Here is a 22,110-nt window from a genome sequence, read left to right as displayed (position 1 = left end):
GATAATAATAATGCCTGCAATATGCAGGCATTATTATAGCTGTTTTACAAAGCAACACCGAGAGGATTTAGTATCAAAACGGGGGGTTGATAACATCACATTAGTGGGTTATCGAAAACACCTTGGTCATCACCTTATACAGTTCAGTCCCTTGGTGAACTGACGCTGAAGCAAAGTGTAAAATTGGCACGCAATCCATGGGTAAACTAATGGCTTGATAAGCCTGTTCAGTGCCATAAAGATCAATGCGTAAAATATTCACCAATGGTTGCCCTGCTGCTAACGGCTCACCCAGTACCGCGCGATATTCGATTAAACCAGCTTTAGGTGCATGAAACTTTTTGTAGTCACATAAGTAACAACCAAATCGAGGCATATCTGCTGGAGTGACTTTTTCAGCAATCACACCACGATAACTTAAATAAGCCAATATGCCTTTGGCATCTTCTAACGCGTCGGCTAAATCAATTCGTTCTTGACTGGCGAGCTCTAAGGTAAATGCAGACACGGGTACCGAAAACTCACGACCTTGGCTCGCGGCATATTCGGTTAACTGCCACCATGGACAAAACGTGGCTTCATCCATCGCTCCGCCAAAACTATTAGGCATAATCAGCGTGTATGGGATCGAAAAAAATCTCGCCGCATCCGCATCATACTCAGGGCAATACAAATGCTTGCACGACTTAGGCCCAGTATGTAAATCAAGCACTATATCTGCTTGATGTGCCATGGTTTGTAAACTCACAGCCAACCGATGACCGGTAGAGAGCCCAAAAGGGAGCTCCAATCGAGCCTGACAAGCTCCAACCAACATTGAACGATAAGCCTGAAACAGTTCATTATCGTTTAAATGTTGATGCTCGGTATACCAAGCTTGCACCTTGATGTTGTGATCAAAATACTCTCGGTTCCAATTCACCCCAGTTATCGGATCAAACCGTCCTAAGGTAAACTCACCACTCTTTTGATTAATCCCTAATGGATTGGCCAATGGCGCAAGCGTAATATCACCTAGTACTTGATAACCTTCTAACAAGGTCATCAGTTGATAAATCACTGCATTTCCCTGCACTTCGGCACCATGAACATTGGCCTGAATATAAACGCTGGGCGAAAACAACTCACTGCCAGAGAATGTATATAACGGCACGGTCAATGCTTGCCCCGTCGCCAGTTCTCCGACCTGCACTGACGATTGTATTGCTTTAGTCATATGATGATACCAATCTCATTAAATATCTGGTCAGTTCAGAGTCTCTCAGGTTTTTCAATTCAAGGCGCATTGATGTAGAAATGGTTGTTCCCTTTTAAATCGATGCAACACAGAAGTGGAATACCTGAGAGACTCCATTCTGGCGGGTTTCAAAGTACTTTATGCTTCGTTAGATATTTTCAAAATACGACGGCATGGATGCTGGAGGTAGAGTAACGCAGGAGCTTGTTACCGAGAATAACTATTCGCTTCAATCATCTGCCTTGCCTACAGCACTTTGAACTCCCGCTGAAAGATCGCATATTTAATAGGATTGGTATTACTCAAACAGATTTTGATGCAAGGCATTAACCACTTGCGCCGCTTCCGACTCTGCCACTAGGACACATAAATTATGTGGGCTGGCGCCTTGGCAAATCATCCTTACATTATGGTTTTCCAGCACCTTAAATACGCGACTACAAACACCCGCAGTCGATGCAATACGATTACCTATAATGGCGATTAAGGCTAAGTTCTCTTCGACGCGAACACCACAATGCTGCGATAACTCTTGCAATAATGACTCACTTAACAAGCCGTGTCCGCTCGAATCAGAACCGGTTTTATCTAAGGTCAATGCCACGTTAACTTCAGAGGTGGTAATGAGATCCACCGAAATTTTATGTCGAGCTAAAGTCGCAAACGTTTCTGCTAAAAAACCCTGAGCATGTAACATTTGTAAGCTATGCAAGTTAAGTAATGTTTGATCGCGGCGCAATGCCACAGCTCTAAATACTGGGGTATCGTCTACTTGATGGCGGATCCAAGTTCCGCCCATTTCAGGGGCTTTACTTGATCCCACAAACACCTGAATTTTTTGTCTCACAGCCGGTAAAATGGTGGCGGGATGCAATACTTTAGCGCCAAAGGTGGCCATCTCAGCCGCCTCATTAAAGCTAATTTCGGCAATGGGACGCGCATTAGGGGCAAGCCGTGGATCAGTGGTATAAATACCGGCGACATCGGTCCAAATTTCAACCGCTGTGGCACGGAGCGCTTCAGCCAGTAATGCCGCCGAATAATCACTGCCACCACGGCCTAATGTTGTGGTTCGGCCACTGTCATCAGCTCCAATAAATCCTTGGGTGACAATGATATAACGAGCAAGTAAGGGTTTTAAAAAATCACCAGCAAGCGTTGAAATGACTTCAATCTGTGGTTCTGCACGGCCAAAATAGCTGTCGGTACGCAGCACCTGACGCACATCGAAATGATTTGAAGCGGTGCCTTTTTCCCGAATAACCGCTGAAAATAAAATCGATGAACATTGCTCACCCGTTGACAGCAATTCGTCCATAATCGCTTTGCTGCGATCAAGTTCTAACGATTCACTTAATACTGACATTCGGCTCAGAATTTTATCAATACTGGCCGCCACGTCTTGTGGACGGCCTAATTCATCGAGAATCGCATATTGAATTTGAGCAATTTGCTTAAGGAGTACTAGTCGTCGTTCATCGTTGACATTAGCTTGAGTCAGCTCAACTAATAAATTGGTGACACCACTGGAGGCACTCACCACCACGAGACGAGTGGCTTGGTTAGCCAAGACAATATTGGCACAACGACTCATAGAGGCGTAATCAGCAACCGACGTACCGCCAAATTTGGCTACGACTAATTCTGATGTGGCTATTTCAGGCACCACGGTTTCAAGAACAACAGTTTCAGAGATAATGCTCATACTGATGCCTCCGCAGTTTGCCAAAGACTAGAAAATAAGACGTGATTTACTAACATGATATACGCTCCGAACACACTACGTTCGAAGAGCCTGGTGCTAAGATAACGCACCCTTATAGAAGGGAAACAGCAATCATCACCAGAAGCTCTCCACCAAAAAAAGGTGACAATCGTTAGGATTCAGCCTAAACGACCGATATCAATGTTCGCCAAACAAACTGATACCTCGGCGCTAATCTCCATCATAAGTTGTCATCGGACTGGCATCCTCTCACTTACTACCTAGTTAACGCTCCTCTTCTGTTTCTCCCGAAGGAGAGCTGATGAAAATAGCAACAAATGCCCTAACAAGTCAATCAACAAACCCAGTAAAAAAACACTGTTTTGATAAAAATATCTTTGTTGTTAGATAATCTGTCGTAGCGATAGCGGATCTGTCATTGTTCTATATTAGAAAAAAGCCAATATATACGCAAAAAAAACCAAATAACGCAATTAATCGAGACAATATATATTTTATTGTCTCGATTAATGACTCAAAACATTCAGTAGCGATTAAGCGCTCTAAATTAACCCAGCGCTCATCCAGTATAGAAACTAATCTCTGGCAGTTCATTAACCAGCCGTAATCGCTGATTAAATGCGCCCATTTCAACGTCAGGTTTGATGGTATCAAGACACGCAACCAGAGATATCAAACCTTGATTAACGTAATAAATTGCATGTTGATTTAACTCTCTTCCTAGCTCAACAGCCTGTTCTTTATCAATAAAAACTGCCCAGCTTTTTTCCATATGTGACCAATCAGCGGCCGCACCGATTAAGGCACGATAGGGCCGATTATACTGTTGGATTTTAGATTGAAGCTGATGATCAAGTAAACGATTTTGACTCGGTGAGAGGCTAGTCCCCCGGGGGTTATGAGCGGTAACTATAGCAAATGGGAAATCATTAGAAAGGCGTTGGGTGAACAAAAAATGAGTCGTTTGATATTCATACCACAATGTATCGATAACATTTTCCATAATATTTTTTCGTTAATTAAGCCAAAATGAGTCTAACAATTAGGTTAGATATCGAAAAGATTTGCGATCTAATCACCAGTTTAATACTTAAAAATCATTTATTATTATCAACTTAGTAATATTAATCTTTTATATACTTGACTGTTATATTAATTTTTTAACATTTAATTTGTTAACAAATGCCTAAAACGAGTACAATAGCATCACGCACTATTAAATCATTGTAGCAAAGTTGGCTACATACACCTGAAAATCTCAGCATATATTGTTGTGAGCGTGAAGATTTATTGATGTAAAGTTTACAGTCGTACTAAATTTGTTCTACATTTGATAAAACATTAATACGATTAAATAAGTTTGCGACAGGAAGGAACTATCTTTCTAAATGGCATTCATAGTAAGTAAGCCTAGGTGCAACAAATTTTACACCACTTTTTACACCATCATGCATAAGTGTAAACGCGTACCTTAGCGTAATGGCAATTAGTTAACGCAAGCAGACTCAGTAACCCGCATTAAGCGTTACGTCATCGAGTTTATAGAGAGTGTTTAATTCAGGGTAGACATAGATAAACACCCAAAAATATCGGAATAATAGCGCATATGTTAACGCGCTATTGCAATCTATTAGCACACCGTGGCTAGAATCGAATTTTATAAAATCAGGTATATATTATGCAAAATCCGCACATTTTAATTGTTGAAGATGAAGCAGTAACTCGTAATACATTGCGCAGTATTTTTGAAGCTGAAGGCTATGTTGTCACCGAAGCCAATGACGGCGCAGAAATGCATAGAGCCATGCAAGAAAACAAGATAAACCTTGTTGTTATGGACATTAACTTACCAGGTAAAAACGGCTTATTATTAGCACGTGAACTACGTGAAATTAATAACATCGGTCTTATTTTCTTGACCGGTCGAGATAATGAAGTTGATAAAATTTTAGGGCTTGAAATTGGTGCAGATGACTATATCACTAAACCATTCAACCCTCGCGAATTAACGATCCGTGCCCGTAACCTGTTAACTCGCGTTAATAATGCGGCGGCGGAAACCGAAGAAAAAGGTTCTGTTGAGTTTTACCGCTTTAACGGCTGGAGCCTAGAAATTAATAGCCGCTCTTTGGTTACTCCACAAGGTGAATCTTACAAGCTACCACGCAGCGAATTTCGTGCGATGCTTCATTTTGTTGAAAATCCAGGCAAGATTTTAACTCGTGCTGATTTACTGCTAAAAATGACCGGCCGTGAGTTAAAACCCCACGACCGCACTGTTGATGTGACGATCCGTCGTATCCGTAAGCACTTTGAAAGCTTACCTGACACGCCAGAAATCATCGCGACTATTCACGGTGAAGGCTATCGTTTTTGTGGCGACTTAGAAGCGTGATCCGCTTAAGTTAACCGTTTAAGTTAACCGCAATAAAAAACCAGGTGGGTCTCACCTGGTTTTTTATTGTCTGCTTTTTAGCTAATCATTTAAAAATATATCGCTTATTTTAACTGTTGATCTAAAAATGCCGCTAATGATTTATACAAATGATTACGTACTTTCTCACCGCGCATTGAATGCTTAGACCCCGGGTAATCCATCATCTGGAACAATTTACCTTCATCTTGTAATGCCTTATACACTCGAGTGCTGTTTTCAAACAGTACATTGTCATCAGCCATGCCGTGATACATCAATAAGCCCGACTGATAATCTTTGACGTAAGGTAAAATACTGCTGGCGTCGTAACCTTGTTTGTTGGTTTCTGGGTTGCCCATATAACGTTCAGTGTAATGGGTATCGTACAAACGCCAATCGGTTACGGGTGCCCCCGCTATAGCGGCTTTAAAATAACCTGGCGCCTTAAACTGACTCATTAACGCCATGTAGCCGCCATAACTGTGGCCATAAATGGCAATGTTATCACCATCAACGAAAGGTAAACTGCGTAAGTAATCTACCCCGACCTTTTGGTCACTCACTTCCGCATCACCCATATTTTGATAAATCACATGCTCAAATTGAGTACCACGATGAGCCGAACCCCGGTTATCTAACTGGAATACAACATAACCTTGCTGCAGTAAATACTGAGTAAAATAATCCGCTTCGCTCCAGCTATTGACCACTAACTGCGCATGCGGCCCACCGTATACCCTGACCACAACCGGATACTGTTTAGCTGCATCAAAAGGAACCGGTTTAAATAATCGATACTGCAGTGCTTGGTTATCTTCAGCGGTTACTTGACCAAACTCAGGCATTTGCCATAAACCCGCATAATCATACAGAGGATGGTTGTTATCAATTTCATTTTGCTCAACCCAAGCTAACTGCTTGCCAGTATCATTGTGTAAACTTATTTGTGGCGGTTGCTGTAAGCTACTAAAGTAATCTAAATAAACCGGCTTTTTATCCGCAAATACTGCCTCATGCATACCTGATGCTTGGCTAATTCGCTCAATGGAGTCCATACCTTGTTTCAAGTTAACCCGATACAAATGACGCTCGACCACGCTGTTTTTACGACCGCTAAAATATACCCAGCCCGTGGCTTCATCGACAAATTCAAGCGCATCGACCGCCCAATCACCTTGGGTTAACTGTTTAAGTTGCTTACCTTGTAAGTCAAATAAGTACAGGTGATGAAAACCATCACGTTCAGAGCCCCAAATAAAGGCCGATTGTTGCTTGAGAAAGTGCAAGTCATTGTTTAGGTTAACCCAAGCGTTACTGTGTTCTTCGATCACCGTTGTTACTTGTTTCGGTTTGGTTATCGAAGCTATGCGTAAGTCCAATGTTTGTTGATCGCGGCTTTGCCATTGAAATGACACCCGTTGACTGTCTGGCAACCAATCAACACGAGGTAAATACATGTCTTTTTGTTTGCCTAAATCAATCCAGTTTATGCTTCGATCTTTTAAGCTAACCACTCCCAACTCAATCTCAACGTTAGCTTTGCCAGCATAAGGGTAACGCTGATCGGTTAATTTAATACCGTCGGCATAAATTTCATTACGGGTCACTAACTCAACACCCGTTTCATCGATTCGAGTAAAGGCAATAGCAGACTCATCGGGCGCCCACCAATATCCTGTCATGCGATCCATTTCTTCTTGGGCGACAAACTCTGCCATGGCATTTTTAATCGGCCCTTTACCATCGGTCGTTAACGCACTGACTTTGTGTGTGTCTAGGGCTAATATAAATAAATTTTGATCGCGTACAAACGACACAAAGTGGCCTTTAGGTGACAAACGCGCATCGGTGGCAAAGCCTGCTCCAATGGCTAATTCAACCACGTTATTCGTTGGAACATCAAATAAGTACAATTTACCCGCAGCCGGAATTAAAATATGTTGGCTGTCTTCAGACCAAAAATACTCCATGATCCCTTGGCCATAAATACGTTGGCGCTCACGGCGAGCTTTCTCTTCATCAGACAATTCCCCTGCGTCTAATTGTTCCGCATTAATCAACACGCTGCGCTTACCTGTCGCGATATCCATTTGCCATAAATCATAGAAATGCTGGTTATCAGCTCGACTCGATAAATAAGTCACCCGCTTACCATTAGGTGACAAGGCTAATCCACGAGGACTTGAACCTGCTAATGCCGGTGACGCATGAATACGCTCAATGGTCAGTGGCATATTATTACCTGGTATCGCAGTCAATGTCGCGGTGGTAGATGAGTTCATAATGCTGCCTTTAACGTTTGCTGTTACTGAAAAAACCGGGCTGGAAAAAAGAAGTGGCACGACAGATACTGCCGCTAAAGCATGATGCTTCCATGTTGTTGTCATTATTATTAATCCTTGGGCAATTCAATCCGCCCACATTTTGCCTTAATTTGCTCTAAAACCAAAACCCGACACAACAATCGCTGAAATTAGCGCTATTGTGGGGTATGATTTGCTGCATAATAATGTACAAAATCGACCTTAAACCTCACACATGTCATAGGAAATACCATGCAGACTTTGGCACAAACCCTTAGCGCACAATCCGTAAACTCGTCTTTAACCCAATTATTATTCACCTTAGCGGACACCTCAAAAGCCATTAGTGTTGCGGTTCGGCGCGGCGCCTTAGCAGGCGTTTTAGGCGCAACCGATCAAGAAAACGTTCAAGGCGAAACCCAGAAAAAACTGGATGTGATCACCAATGACATGCTTAAAAATGCTCTCAAAACCGATGGCCATGTTCGCGGTTTAGCCTCAGAAGAAGAGGATTACGTGGTTGAAGTTAATACTCAAGGTGAGTACCTAGTGTGTTTTGACCCGCTCGACGGCTCGTCAAATATTGATATCAATTCACTCGTCGGCACCATTTTCTCGGTATTACCCGCACCCGCTGGAGAGTTAAATGAGCAAAGTTTTTTACAAGCTGGGCGTAAACAAGTGGCAGCGGGTTATGTATTGTATGGCCCATCAACCATGATGGCGTTAACCACTGGCCAAGGTACTCAGTTTTATACTCTCGATCCCGACAGCCAAGAATTTTTACTGACCGACGATAACGTGCAGATCACCCCAGACACGGCTGAGTTTGCCATTAATATGTCAAACCAACGTTTTTGGGAAGCGCCAATACAAACCTATATTGCTGATTTGTTACTCGGGGAAATAGGCCCACGCGAGCAATCGTTTAACATGCGTTGGATTGCGGCAATGGTCGGTGATGTGCACCGAGTATTGTGCCGTGGCGGTATTTTTACCTACCCTACAGATAACAAAAATCCAGCCAGACCATTCAAATTGCGCTTAATGTACGAAGCGAACCCAATGGCGTTACTGGTTGAGCAAGCTGGCGGAAAAGCATCAACGGGTTATGAAACCATTTTGGATATTCAGCCAACGGCAATCCACCAGCGTGTTGCGGTAATTTTAGGCAGTGCCAACGAAGTCGATACTTGCTTAAGCTACCACGGTATTGATTACAGCGAAGAGCCATCAATTGATTAATTAAGTATGTTGTAGAAAAACCGCCTGTTGGCGGTTTTTTCATTTCTGCGCTGCAGTTGAACTCATTGATGATCTGACTGAAGCGAATAAACACAGTTAACCAAAATACAAATTTGAATCATTAGGCAAGAGTAAAGAAGCATTTCTTTACAATAACTTAAATACCCACTACGTTATTGAAAGGGTATTAATAAAGGACTATAACGATGCCGCCCGCCAGATCATCGAATAAAAATAAATATATTGCGGCGGTTTTACTTTTACTGCTTATTAGCATGAGTGCTTATGCTTATCTGATGCCCACTAAAGCCCCAGCAATAGAAACTGGCACTATTTTAGTGCTTCCAGTGCAACTGGCAACAGGCAGCACAGACTCGCAATGGAATCCCTATGCCGCGATGGATGTGCTTATCAATCAGCTAAATGTCGGTGTTAGTTACCCATTACTGCAAACCGAAGATATTATCAATATCATCTCGCTTATCTCTAATGATCACTTGAGCCAAGCTGTCGATATTAAGCAATTAATGGCCGTCTCCGGCGCGGGATTAGTGATTGAATCCCGTATTACCAGCGCCAATAATCAATATCAATTAGCGTTTACATTACATCAGCAGCATCATACAGAAGCGGGCGTCGTTAACGCTTCAAGTATCGAGCAAGCTATATTAGCAACATCAAGCTTGATTACTCAGCAGCTCAATCCACAACACAATCCACAACACAACCCACAACACAATAAGACAGCAACTCAATACCATTCACGCTATAGTACACCGCTGTTGTTCAGTGCAATGACACAGCTACAACTTGGTGACACTAAGGCTGCTGAGCAGCACTTATCCAAGCTCATACACTCCACACCCGACAACTTAGTTGCCATGCGTCTACTGGCCAGCATCCAATTGCAGCAACATCAATATGAACAGCTTAATACCACATTGATAGCAGCAATCGACCAAGCTACACATCAGCAAGATGAGCGAGAGCTAGCCAGACTCAGATTGTTATTAGCGCAAAGCTACACCGAAACCGACAGGATAGAACAAGCATTAGGCGTACTTACCATTGCAAAAACCAATGCTGCTAAAGTGAAAGACTGGCTAACATTGGGCTATATTTCACAGCTTGCAGGCATGATAAACCAGCGCATAGGTCGTAATGATAAAGCCAGGGAGCAGTTTAAAAAAGCCATTGAATATCATCAAATGATGAACTATCCCATCGGGCAAACACAGGCGTTGAATGAATTGGCAGAACTTGAGGTGATTGAGTTCAACTACCCACAAGCTTACCGCTATATTAATCGCTCTTATGAACAAGTTGCTCATCGCGGTTTAGATAATTTAGAAAAGTCTACATTCAAGATTATGACCAAGATAGAAAATAAAATGCAGCATAGATAGCATCTACTATATTCGACACAACAGGTTCGTAAACATAAGACCTTAAACATAACACTTTAAACATAACACCTTAGACATAAAAATGGCCTGCTATGCAGGCCATTTTATTAATACAGCTAAACGAATCTTATACTTTCTCAGCTGCAATTTTTGCAGTCTCAAGCTGATGCGCTTGTTCAGTTTGATCGACAATGGTTAATACCGCAGTATCACCAACCACGTTACATGAGGTTAATACCATATCGATAATACGATCTAATGCCGCGACAATCACAAATGCCTCTACTGGTAAGCCTAATTGGTAAATCAGTACCCCAATCATCACCATACCACCACCAGGCACACCACCTGCACCCACTGACAATAAAAACACACTAAACAGTAACGACGGGATTTGATCATTGCTGATTGGCATACCAAAGGCGTTAGCCACAAAGAATATCGCAATAGTAATGTAAATCGACACCCCGCCCATGTTCATGGTTGCACCCAGTGGCACACCAAAACCAGCCACCGCTTGACTCACACCTAGCTTGTCAGTAAGGGTACGCATGGTTACCGGAATAGTGGCGTTTGAGCTAGCGGTAGACAATGAGAATAGTATTTGTTCTTGGGTTTTTTCTCTGAACGTTTTCGCTGAAATAGGGGTGAATAGGCTGACAGCAAATGGATATACGATAAAAATCCAAATCAATAATAGGGCTAAAATAAGCACTAAATATTCAACAACACTGACAAAAATTTCAGGTTCTAAGGTTGCACCTAATTTAAACATCAAGGCAAATACCCCGTATGGCGCTAAACTCATTACCACCGAAATTAAGCGCATCATGATTTTATTGGCAGTTTGAAACCCTTTTACCGCCCCCTCAACGGAATGCCCCAATGATTTGATCACGCCGCCTATTAATAGCGCCATAAAAATCACTTGCAGCATATTGCCAGAGGTGAAGGCTGAAAAAGGATTATTTGGCACTATACTGACAATTAACGACATTAAATCTGGCAGTTCTGTCGCGGTAATATCCAGCGAACCGCTGCTCGACATATCCACCCCTTTACCGGGTTCAAATACCATCGCGACGGTAAATGCAGCTAAAATGGCTATCATGGTATTGATAATATAAAAGCCAAAGGTTTTACCACCTAAACGGCCAAAGCTTTTTAAATCTTGTAACTCACACACACCGCAGACAATACTCACAAACACCAGTGGGACCACTAGCATCATGATCATATTGACAAACATAGTGCCGACACCACTTGCCAGACTCACTAATGTGCCACCAAAAAAAGCATTATCGGCTAATAAAAACTGCACAATACTGCCAAGCACAACCCCTAGAAATAGACCGATAAAGATCCGTGCTGAAAGTGATTTTGTCATTTTTTTTCCCTTCGAAATGCAACATCGGTTGCTATTTATTATTATTGCACCCAATCCTAGGTGTGTTTTATTATTCGAGCGCAGTGATATTGAGACATTGACACCGATAATTCAATCATCATTAGAACAAAGCTGACCACTTATACTCTGTATTAATTGAACACACCCACAAAGGCCATAATAAACAGAATGTTGACTATGATAAAACCTTGAATGATGAGTGTTGAACTGTGGTAAAAACCCACTTAACACAAGTTCAATGGTGCTTAATTAGTGGTGAGTACTTAATGGCTGATGGTCAACAATGATCATAGCGGCTAAAAGTGCAGTAACGACAATACGAGCTTTTTTGCTTGCATGTGCTGTTGCTTAATACTGACGTGATAACGCACAACCCAAGCTACTAGCTGGTCCCAATCCGCTGATGAACCTATGGCGTTGGCAGTATCATCATAGGTCAATGAGCCAAGCGAATGTTGATGTGATAAAGGCGGTTGATGAGTATGTGTCATCGGCGCCACATTGTTGTTAGCGGCCAATATCTTGGTCAGATAAGCTAACTGGCGATGCTGCTTATGAAAGTCTGCCGTTGAATTAATTTGCGGCAACGCCAATAGTGTCGCCGGTGCACGGAGGGCTAATTGAGGCACAATGAGACGTTGGCAATGATCTAGGGTGTTGGCGATCATTAACCCAGCGGGATCCAAGTCGGTAAAGGCAATCACCTGTATTTTTGTCGGGTTAATTAAGTGTAAAAAGCGCTTTCGCCCTGCGGGAGAATAGTGATGGCTACCACGATATAACACCATACTATTGTCGATGATTGTCTGTAAATCTGGCGCAAATGAATAGCCAAACAGGTTATCAAAGCTGTCGAGGTTTTCGACCACAATAAGATTAGCGATATTCAGTCGCTGGCAAAGTGCTAGTGCACTATCGACTTTTAATCGCAGTGAACAATTATGCATCATCATTAAGTCGACCGCTGGATCAGCCACTAGGGCTTGAGCAATCCTAGAGGAAAGTTTGATTAATACGTAATCGGCTTCTGGGCTGATATTTGCGTATTTTTCATTGGCACTGTGGTGTGACATCTGCTGGCGGGCCATATCAAAATCAAGCGAGAGAATATCTAAGCCCGAATCAATTTGAGCCATTTCACGCAGTAAAATATAATCGCTAGAGGTTAAATACAGGTGTTTTTCAGCGCCATCTGGCTCACCTATTTGCCACAGATGATATAACGTCTTCCAACTAGCATTGAAAGGCACACGCGGCAAACGTTGCTTTGCAGCGCGGGCCATTATGTGTAACTGACTTTTAGTTATGCTAGCCAAAGTTCAACATCATGAATAATGAAGTTACCGTTATAGACAGGATCGGGATTACCTATGGGTTCGAGCTCAAAATAATTTTTATGCTCTTCAGCTAAACCGTCATAACCACCAATAACTTGATACAGCCAGCTTTCGGCGTCCCATTCGAGTTGTTTTTCAGTCAAATAACTTAAGGCTGATTGACGTAATCCTGAATCAATCACTTCACAGAAATATTCATCTACGGCAATTTTAAGTGGGTTTTCTGGGATATCAAAATCCTCACTGTCGCCCATCTCAAAGGTAACATTGTGTTCACGCAGCTCGGCGGGCAAGGCGTCACGGCGAATGGCTTTAACTTGTGCCACCAAACTCATCATTTCAAGTTCATGATGTGGATTAGCAACATCAACACTAGCAGGGGCTATGAGCGCTTCAGCACAATTAAATAAAACCGGAACAGCTTTATGAACCACATGGTTTTCGGGTTGGTAATCAGGATGCATGCTGGTGTGTAGTAACCAGCCTTTTAGTAATAGTGTGCGCCCTTGTATTTGCCTAAATCGACCCAATAATTCATACAATCTCGCTTGGACAATACTCAGTTCTTGGGTGCATTGGCTTAAGGTTTCTTGCAAACTGATCATCAGTAAGCGGCGCAGTTCGCGAATATCGCCAGCAATCTCGCCTAGCTCTGTAAATTGGAACATCTCTAAGCCGTTTAGCAACTCAGAAACTTGGCTTTGGGCTAATTCATTTTCACGAATTTTTGCGTTTATGGTGCCCACATAGCCAAATTCATTGTTGATCCGGCGATATAACACTCGGATAGAATAACGTAAGCTGTCGGTAAAACTGTAAACATGTTCATTTAAATCAGCTAAATAGGCTTCAGCAGCACTGAAATCGACATTGAAACGGGCTTCTTTGTAATGATCGGCTAAGGTTTTTATTGTCGCCAGTGCTGAGCCTACGTTGGCATCAATCTGCCGATTACGTTCATCGCTTAAGGCTTCTTCTAATAATGCCCGCACCGAACGCGTTAACCGTAGCTCTTGATCGGGTTCTGGGCGCCATAAAATGCCACTTTTTTTCAGTTTATCGATAACGCCAGCATCATGAGCGCTATCGTTAATCGATCCCGCTAAATATGCATCCATGATGACATCGGCATGCCGCCCGAGTTGTTTGAGCAGCTTTACCCCAGCTTGGTGTAAGTTGCTGCTCATATTAACTCCCTTTGGGTCGAGGTTTCGGCCTGTGCTTCAAGACTTAAGCCTTCGGTTTCATCAATAAAGCGGATCACTTCGTATAAATAATCTAACTTGCCAGTGGCAATATAAATCTGCTTTTCACTATTGGGTTTGGTTAAATAACCTAGCTCCACTAACCGTTTAAACACCAATTTAATTTGACCATCAACGTTAGTGCTTATTGAGCCAAATAATCGGTAATGGCTCAGCTTAGTGAGTTGCTCTCCCAAGGCCGGAGTGTCTTCAATACGCGCTTGTAAATCGGTTAAGCGAATAGGTACACCTTCGCTCAGCGGTGCATCTTGGCCGCTGGCTTCTTGCACTAATACTAGCCATTCCACTAAGGGAATAAGTCCTGCGCAAATGTCTTTAAATTGCGATGAAATAACTTTGCGTTCAGTCTCGCCTAACTGCAAATAGCCGCAAAAAAATACCTCACCTTCGCCAGCACTGCCAATGGTACGATTAATTTGGTTGAGATAGGTTTCCACTCGGTCACGAGTACTGTTGTTTTTAAGCGCACGCCAACCATCTTCATTGGTTACTCGGCAAATAAATTCACCTCGTAATAATTGTTCTATTAACGCACCCGTCCCTACTAAGGCGGTTTCAGTCGAGTCAGACATTAGATGTGCTCCTTGGCAGTGTCGGCACTATTGGTGTCAGTACTGTTCATTTCAATGCGAGTTCTGTCAGCATTCGCGCTACGCTGCGACAAACGCGCGGCTAATGGGTTGGCTTTGGGTTTAACTACTTGCAGTTTTTTAGTTTGTTTATTAATGATGTAACGGTTGGTAAACAGGTTTAGCACTTCAGACTCTGGGTTAGGGAACGCACCCAATACACTGATGTTATTGTTTTCACAGGCATCGAATATTTTTTTCACGTTGGTGTGATGCAAAGTCCCTAACTCATCGATTGGCCAATGAATGGTCACATTGGCTTTGCCACGCAATAAACGAGTAAACGCCAATAAGAATTTACATAAAATCAAGTATGCCATACCGTGGCTAGACGACTCGTTTAATTGGCGATCGGTGCGAATAATTAAGTCGCTGTTACCTTCTTTTAAACGCAACTCAATTTCTAACAGTTTAGCAATGCCACCGGTTAACGCTGCGCGGCCAATAATCTCTAACGCACGGCGCATTGAGTTAGTGTAGTGCTCGTCTGGTAGTTGGCTAAAACCATCTGCTTTCCACGCTTTAAAGGCTTTAACAAACACTTCAAGTTCAGGCCAAAACTCAAGTTCACTAATACGTGAGCGAATGCGTACCGCCGATTCAGAGATCCCATCAAGGAACAATTCTTCACCTACTTCACGGGTAATACGCGCACTTTGACTGGCAATGCGGCGATCGATATCCGTTAATACATCATAAAACGCGCTTAAGTCGATACCAAAAATACGCCCTTGTTCACGAATGGCCATTAACGATTGCGGCACCATTACATTCAATAATTGCTCTAGTTGGGGTACCAACTTACGGTAGTCGAGCAGGCGAATACCTTTGTCGTTGACAAAACTAGACTCATCGCGGGCACGTTCCCAAAACTCCGCTAAACTTGAGCCTGATTTACTGGCAATGACCGAGTCAAAGTGCTCAACATACTGTTTCACAGAGCCCATTAAGTAATCACGTTTTAGCAATAAATCCTCGCCTTGGCGTAAACGTTCACCAATACTGCCAGTAGCGTCATCATTATTGGCGGGTAATTTGAGCTCAGCTAACTTGCGCATTACGGCGCGCAGCTTGGTGAGATTTTCAGACGCCTCAACTTGGGCGGCATCACAGGCTTTACGTTCGGTTTCTAAGCTGTCACGACGGTGTTTGATTTCAGTCGTTTTCGCTTTTAGCAGTTGCTCAAATTCCAGCGTTGCTCGCTTAACATCGGCTAATTGAGTTTGCACTTTAGGCTTTCGAACTAGCCAGGTATGTTGATACCAATCATCAAAACGCAGTACATCACTGCGACGCTGTTCGGCGTGACTAATATTGGCTTCAAGATCGCGAATTTGTTTTTTCAACGCCAAAATGGTGCCTTCATCAACACCACGAGACTTAAGCTCATTTTTATACCAGGTTTCACCGGCTTTTTGTTCGGTTTTAGCATTCGCACGGCGTTGTTCAATATTGGCTTTAATTTGCCCTAATTGATTATCAATGGCGCCGATAACCTCTTGCCAATAAGCATTTTTTTCCATTCGCGCTTCAAGCGCCTGCTCTTTTTGCTCGCTTAACCAACCAAGATGTTGATTGCTAAGTAGCTTGAGTTCGTTATCAAGTTGCACTAATCTTTTGTTCGAATCGATTTTACGATCTGCAACAGCTTGATTGATTTTTTGTTGTTCGTTGCGTTTTTCATCAAACAGGCGGCGTAAGTCTTCACGGCTATTTTTGTAGGCCGTGCGGGCAAAGGTGAGCTCGCGAGTGATGCTATCAAGTGCCGCATTCATGGCAACCAGTTGATCTTCCGCTTCGGCATGCATTTCTTTTGCACTTTGCAGTGCTTCTTCAGCTTTGGCTAGGCGAATACGTAAGTCTTGCTCTGTGGCAGCATACTCTGGCACATCAATGGCTTTAAGATCGAGATTGACCCCAAATAGCGCTTCACTGCTGTCTTTGGTTAAGCTGGGGTGTAGGTCACTACGATGTAACAGCTCTGGCGCGATAACTTTACCAAAGGTGTGTTCCCAACCTTGGGCTTCTTTGCGCAAAAACTCCAACAAGGTATGCGACTGCGGGAACAGTATCTGGTGTAGTTCTTCTTTGGCATTTTCTCTATCACTGACGCGAATACTGGAGATGCGCAGCGCTTCATTGGCTTGGTCGCGTTTGGCCCGTTGTTTACGTTCTTCTGTGGTTAAGCGGTCGACTTTTTGGTTACAGGTTTCCTGCTCTTCATCGGCTAAACTAATGCGTTCATCGAAAGTCCCTAAGCGCATTTTTTCATCTTCAGTGTAGGTAACCCCAGCCACTTGATGTTTCAACTCTGCTGCCGTTAATTTGAGTTGATATTCTTGTTCGCTAAACTTAGCTTTACCCGTATCGGTTTGCTCACGCCATTGCAGTTCTAACTTAGCAAGATCGTCATTAGCAAGCTCGCGCTGCTTATCTCGCGCTTCACGTTGAGTGTCTTGTTCAAGATGTAACACTTCAAGTTCACGATGCAATTGTTCAGCTATTTTGCTACGACGCGCATTAAAAGCGGCTTCAATGTCTTGGTGCTTTTCGGTTTGTAATTTGTGGCGCTCATTAAGGTTTTCAACATCACTGCGCCAATTAGGCAGATTATCTAAATCAGCTTTGGCTTGTTCGATGTCGGCATCTAAAAAAGCGCCATGTTGTTGTTCTATCGCATCGAGCTCATCTTCAAACTTACCTGCATCGCCTTTTGCTGCCGATAACTCTTGGTTTAACTCATCACGAACATCTTTCCACTCCTCATCTAATAAACGTAACTTGAGGTTTAATTCTTTGCCATGAGATTGGTTGCCTTCTTGACGCTCAGCTTCTAAGGTTTCATCACTTCGATAACCGCGGGATAAACTGGCTAAACGTAACTCGGCGCTTAATAACTGGTTGAACTCTTGTTCGAGCTTTTCATATTCTGGGCGAATTTGCTCAAACCCTTGCACCAGCTGGCTTTCACGGATCCACGTTTCTACTCGCTGTGGATTCAGTCTAGAAGTCGGTGGGTTAACCCCATCTTCTTCTAAAATGGCGGCGATCATTGATTTAACCGTTTCCATTTTGCCCTCTTTCGAGTGCACGGCTTTGGCTAATTTTTCAATATGACGCAAGCTATGATCGCCGTCACACAGCGAAAATTGACGCGCGTAAGTCCGCAGCTCATTGCGGTTACTGCCGGTATTTAACAAGCTGCGATCGTTTTGAATGATCGCGCGGAACTCTCGGGTATTTAACTGTTTAGAGTGTGCGATACCCTCGCGTTTTAATTCATGCCCAAGATCCCTCATCGTATGACAAATAACAGTATCGCCATTACGTGACTTAATGTATTGCTCTAGTTCAAATCCTCGCGCAATAAAGCGGTAATTGACCCCTTTACCATCGCCAGCAGAAGCTAAAACAGCTTGGTAAAGTAAACCGTCATCTTTTTGATATTCATAGATAATGTAGCTTGAGTCATGGGGTAAATACCAACGTTCAAAACTGTCACGCGTTGACGGCACCACACGGCTTGGATACTCGCCATAAAATACCGGCACCAAGCGTTGTAAGGTTGTTTTACCTGAGGCATTGGTACCACATATATTGGTGTGACCATTTAATAATAACTCGACAATACCCGGTAGGTGGGTATTAATTAACACGATTCTAATCAAGCTTGGCATGATAATCCTTTTCCAAACAGCTCACATTACAGTGACGAAGAAGCAAAATAGGGCTGAAAAAAATAACGTCTATTTATTCAATTTACGTAAAGTAAAACAAACGCAGGCTGGAGGCAATTTTCAACGACAGAAATTGGCTTTATAATACGCTAAATAATTCAAAAATGACGGCTAACAATTCAGCAAATAGCCAGAAACTGTCGATGGATAATAACTGTATTCTCTAGGGTAACAGCAACAGCGCTGAGCAGAAGACTTTTGGGGCAAGGAATAAACACAAATACGCACAGATTTCTCCCCGGGTATTATCTATGCTACTGCGCTAGAAACCAGATATTTGATGTTCGATATTTGAAGTTTGAAGTTTGAAGTTTGATATTAGCCGTTAGATATTAGCGCTTATACAAGATTATTTATAAGCTTGTAAATTGTGAGCTTGCATGGCTCTGCTCATTAGCAACCATCAAGTCCTTGCCGCCCTATACTTCGGCCAAAAATACCAAGTTATTGGTAACATGTGCAGCAACCAAAAACGCTACTTTGTGGCAGAAGTTATATTGAGTATTAGTAATAATAGTAGTAATAGTACTACTACTGTCAATCTTAGGCTGGATAAAGCATAGCACTGCGCCGGGATCTTGAGCATAGCGCTCATTTTCTGATTATGTATTAATGGCCGCATATATGGTGCTAACCGATAATTAAGCCGCGACTTTTGGCTTTTGTATTACGTCACGAATGGCCTTGGTCGCGTCTGCGGTTTTAAAGGCTAATCCAGGTACTTGATCACAACGACGGCAAAATCTTATCGATGTTCACCGGCTCGAACGATTTCAATCACGGCGTTTGAGGCCTATAAACATGAAAAAAATAGCCCGTAAATGTGGGCTATTTTTTATTGGCTGAGATAACAAAGACCTCATATTACTCAATCAACAAAACCCTATGCGGCTTTAACCTCTACTTCTTCAGAATGTCTGATAAGGTAATCAAATGCACCTAGAGATGCTGATGCACCACTTCCCATAGCGATAATAATTTGCTTATAAGGGGTATCCGTCACATCACCTGCGGCAAATACACCAGGGATAGATGTTTGACCACGGCCATCAACAATGATTTCACCACGAGGAGTCATTTCAACCACCCCTTTTAACCACTCGGTGTTAGGTACTAAGCCAATTTGGACAAAGATACCTGCTAATGTGACTTGATTGCTTTCACCTGTAGTGCGATCTGTGTAAATCAAACTGGTTACGCGAGTGCCATCACCTTTGACTTCTGTGGTCATGGCCTGAGTAATAATGCTGATATTACCCATTGATTTGGCTTTACGCTGCAGTACGTCATCGGCACGTAACTTACTGTCAAACTCAAGCACGGTAACGTGTTCAACAATGTTTGCAAGGTCGATAGCCGCTTCAATACCTGAGTTACCACCGCCAATCACCGCAACACGCTTACCTTTATATAACGGGCCATCACAGTGTGGGCAATAGGCTACGCCTTTATTACGGTACTCTTTCTCACCGGGCACATTCATTTCTCGCCAACGTGCACCAGTAGCCAATACTATCGTTTTACTGCTTAGGATTGCGCCACTTTCTAGGGTTACATCAAACAAACCGTTTTGCGCTAAACTCAGCGCGCGTTGGTTTTGCATAATGTCGACATCATAATCCTTAACATGGGCTTCAAGGTTAGCCACCAGTTTAGGGCCTTCGGTTTTAGACACTGAAATAAAGTTTTCAATACCGACGGTTTCGGCGACTTGACCACCAAATTTATCAGCAACTATGCCGGTATTTAAGCCTTTACGAGCAGAGTAAATTGCCGCTGCTGCACCAGCAGGGCCACCGCCTACGACTAACATGTCAAAGACTGATTTTTGATTAAGTTGCTCTGCTTGTCTGCCTGCGGCATTTTTATCTAACTTGTTTAGTACTTCAACGATGCTAATCGCGCCGACAGAGAAGGCTTCGCCGTTTAAAAATACTGATGGAACCGACATGATATTGCGATCGCTCACTTCCTGTTGGAAAAGCGCTCCGTCAATCATCACGTTAGTAATATTGGGGTTAATTGCTGCCATCATATTGAGTGCTTGGATCACTTCAGGACAAGTTTGGCAACTTAACGAAACATAGGTTTCAAAATGATATTCACCAGGTAGCATACGGATTTGTTCAATGATCTCCGCATCCAACTTAATAGGATGTCCGCCGCTGTGTAATAACGCTAGCACCAATGAAGTAAATTCATGGCCCATTGGCAATCCTGCAAAGGTAATATTGGTTGCAGCTTGCGGGTTGATCACGCTCATGCTCGGTGTACGCTTACCTTGCTGATAAGTGACTGAGACTAAATCCGCTGAGTCAACAATATCTTGGGCTAAGCTGGTTAATTCTTGTGCTTTGTTTGAGTCATCTGCAGATACGACAAGTTCAACTGGGCGCTTGAGGTTTTGCAGATAGGTTTTCAGTTGACTTTTTACATTCGCATCTAACATAACAACTCCTAAAAATGGGCAATAATCGATGAATTAAAAAGTGCTAGTCAGTGCCGGGGGAACACCGACTAGCTGGAGATGATATTACTAACCTAAGGGTGAACTGAGCAGTTAGATTTTACCGACAAGATCAATTGAAGGAGCTAATGTTGCTTCGCCTGGCTGCCATTTAGCTGGACATACTTCGCCATCATGAGTAGCAACATACTGTGCGGCTTGAATTTTACGAAGCAGTTCTGCAGCGCTACGGCCAATACCTAGGTCATGAATTTCAGCTACTTTCACTTCGCCTTCTGGGTTGATGACAAAAGTACCACGTAGTGCTAAACCATCGTCTTCAATCATTACACCGAAGTTACGAGTGATAGCGCCTGTTGGGTCACCGATCATTGGATAAGTAATTTTGCCAATGGTGTCTGAACTTGAATGCCAAGCTTTGTGAGTAAAATGGGTGTCAGTTGATACTGAATACACTTCAACGCCCATAGCTTGTAGCTGCTCATAATGATCAGCCATGTCGCCTAATTCAGTTGGACAAACGAATGTGAAGTCAGCTGGGTAGAAAAACACTACCGCCCACTTGCCTAATAAATCTTGCTCTGTAACGTCAACGAAAGCACCATTATGAAATGCTGTAGCTTTAAAAGGTTTGATAGTGCTATTGATGATAGATTGTGTCATGTCATGCTCCATTTAGATTTACATTAAACCCGATACCAATATGGTTTCGGTGATGATAAGCAAACTGTGCTCGTCATCTGATGTAGCCATAATAGCGATGGAGAATCATTAAGTATAACGAATAAAAACTATCACCTTAATCGGTTTTTTGCATTAGACTATTTTTTTGAAAGCATATGTTTTGAGAGCATATCTTGGGCGAGATATATTAATCGTCAAAACCGACTAACGTCATAGGGCGATAGTCGGTTAATAATGTCGATTAATGATA

The 22,110-nt window shown here is 42.8% G+C and carries 14 protein-coding genes and 1 riboswitch; of the genes, 3 read left to right on the top strand and 11 right to left on the bottom strand.

The window, feature by feature from the left end:
* Positions 1-100 precede the first annotated feature (100 nt).
* The 3 genes from AAEZ00_RS03505 to AAEZ00_RS03495 form a co-directional block, all read right to left on the bottom strand.
* Entirely contained in the window at positions 101-1,216 is a 1,116-nt protein-coding gene (locus AAEZ00_RS03505; protein WP_124014143.1) for a succinylglutamate desuccinylase/aspartoacylase family protein, read from the bottom strand.
* A gap of 319 nt (positions 1,217-1,535) precedes the next feature.
* Positions 1,536-2,942 (bottom strand): lysine-sensitive aspartokinase 3, encoded by a 1,407-nt coding sequence (gene lysC / locus AAEZ00_RS03500; RefSeq protein ID WP_267898630.1) that lies wholly within the window; start codon positions 2,940-2,942, stop codon positions 1,536-1,538.
* A gap of 134 nt (positions 2,943-3,076) precedes the next feature.
* A riboswitch (Lysine riboswitch) is annotated at positions 3,077-3,249 on the bottom strand.
* A gap of 273 nt (positions 3,250-3,522) precedes the next feature.
* On the bottom strand, positions 3,523-3,966 hold the full coding sequence (locus AAEZ00_RS03495; RefSeq protein WP_351075598.1) for a DUF3293 domain-containing protein: 444 nt from the start codon (positions 3,964-3,966) through the stop codon (positions 3,523-3,525).
* Positions 3,967-4,641: 675 nt separating this feature from the next.
* On the opposite strand from AAEZ00_RS03495, the gene arcA reads away from it, so the two are divergent.
* On the top strand, positions 4,642-5,358 hold the full coding sequence (arcA, locus tag AAEZ00_RS03490) for a two-component system response regulator ArcA (RefSeq protein ID WP_101032909.1): 717 nt from the start codon (positions 4,642-4,644) through the stop codon (positions 5,356-5,358).
* A 104-nt stretch (positions 5,359-5,462) separates the two neighbouring features.
* Here arcA and AAEZ00_RS03485 read toward each other — a convergent pair whose 3' ends face one another.
* Entirely contained in the window at positions 5,463-7,766 is a 2,304-nt protein-coding gene (locus tag AAEZ00_RS03485) for a S9 family peptidase (protein WP_351075602.1), read from the bottom strand.
* A gap of 168 nt (positions 7,767-7,934) precedes the next feature.
* Between AAEZ00_RS03485 and AAEZ00_RS03480 the strand changes: the two genes are divergently transcribed.
* Both AAEZ00_RS03480 and AAEZ00_RS03475 read left to right on the top strand, forming a co-directional pair.
* Positions 7,935-8,927 carry a class 1 fructose-bisphosphatase gene (locus AAEZ00_RS03480; protein ID WP_351075605.1) on the top strand — a complete coding sequence of 331 codons (993 nt, stop codon included), beginning with the start codon at positions 7,935-7,937 and terminating at the stop codon, positions 8,925-8,927.
* Positions 8,928-9,133: 206 nt separating this feature from the next.
* Positions 9,134-10,333, top strand: a complete 1,200-nt coding sequence (locus tag AAEZ00_RS03475; protein WP_351075608.1) for a tetratricopeptide repeat protein — start codon at positions 9,134-9,136, stop codon at positions 10,331-10,333.
* Between the two features lie 127 nt (positions 10,334-10,460).
* Here AAEZ00_RS03475 and AAEZ00_RS03470 read toward each other — a convergent pair whose 3' ends face one another.
* From AAEZ00_RS03470 to ahpC, 7 genes are all read right to left on the bottom strand, one after another.
* The gene (locus AAEZ00_RS03470) at positions 10,461-11,720 is read right to left on the bottom strand and encodes a dicarboxylate/amino acid:cation symporter (protein WP_124014140.1); all 1,260 of its coding nucleotides are present in this window, start codon (positions 11,718-11,720) and stop codon (positions 10,461-10,463) included.
* Positions 11,721-12,037: 317 nt separating this feature from the next.
* The gene (locus AAEZ00_RS03465) at positions 12,038-13,024 is read right to left on the bottom strand and encodes a DUF7281 domain-containing protein (protein ID WP_351075612.1); all 987 of its coding nucleotides are present in this window, start codon (positions 13,022-13,024) and stop codon (positions 12,038-12,040) included.
* A 20-nt stretch (positions 13,025-13,044) separates the two neighbouring features.
* The gene (locus AAEZ00_RS03460; protein ID WP_351075615.1) at positions 13,045-14,265 is read right to left on the bottom strand and encodes a phosphoenolpyruvate carboxylase; all 1,221 of its coding nucleotides are present in this window, start codon (positions 14,263-14,265) and stop codon (positions 13,045-13,047) included.
* Complete coding sequence (locus tag AAEZ00_RS03455; protein ID WP_351075618.1) at positions 14,262-14,915, bottom strand: condensin complex protein MksE; 654 nt, start codon at positions 14,913-14,915, stop codon at positions 14,262-14,264. Before AAEZ00_RS03455 ends, AAEZ00_RS03460 begins: the two co-directional genes overlap by 4 nt.
* Positions 14,915-18,649, bottom strand: coding sequence for an ATP-binding protein (locus AAEZ00_RS03450; RefSeq protein ID WP_351075621.1), 3,735 nt, complete (start codon positions 18,647-18,649; stop codon positions 14,915-14,917). Before AAEZ00_RS03450 ends, AAEZ00_RS03455 begins: the two co-directional genes overlap by 1 nt.
* 943 nt (positions 18,650-19,592) lie before the next feature.
* A complete protein-coding gene (ahpF, locus tag AAEZ00_RS03445; RefSeq protein WP_124014135.1) occupies positions 19,593-21,158 on the bottom strand; it encodes an alkyl hydroperoxide reductase subunit F in 1,566 nt (521 codons plus the stop codon).
* A 111-nt stretch (positions 21,159-21,269) separates the two neighbouring features.
* Positions 21,270-21,839: an alkyl hydroperoxide reductase subunit C gene (ahpC, locus tag AAEZ00_RS03440; RefSeq protein ID WP_101032920.1), complete on the bottom strand. Its 570-nt coding sequence runs from the start codon at positions 21,837-21,839 to the stop codon at positions 21,270-21,272.
* Positions 21,840-22,110 lie beyond the last annotated feature (271 nt).

This window comes from Shewanella sp. S1-49-MNA-CIBAN-0167, from assembly GCF_040310145.1.
Classification (GTDB): Bacteria; Pseudomonadota; Gammaproteobacteria; order Enterobacterales; family Shewanellaceae; genus Shewanella; species Shewanella psychromarinicola.
The sequence above is the reverse complement of the archived record's forward strand: the minus strand, read 5'-3'. Positions and strand labels throughout refer to the sequence as shown.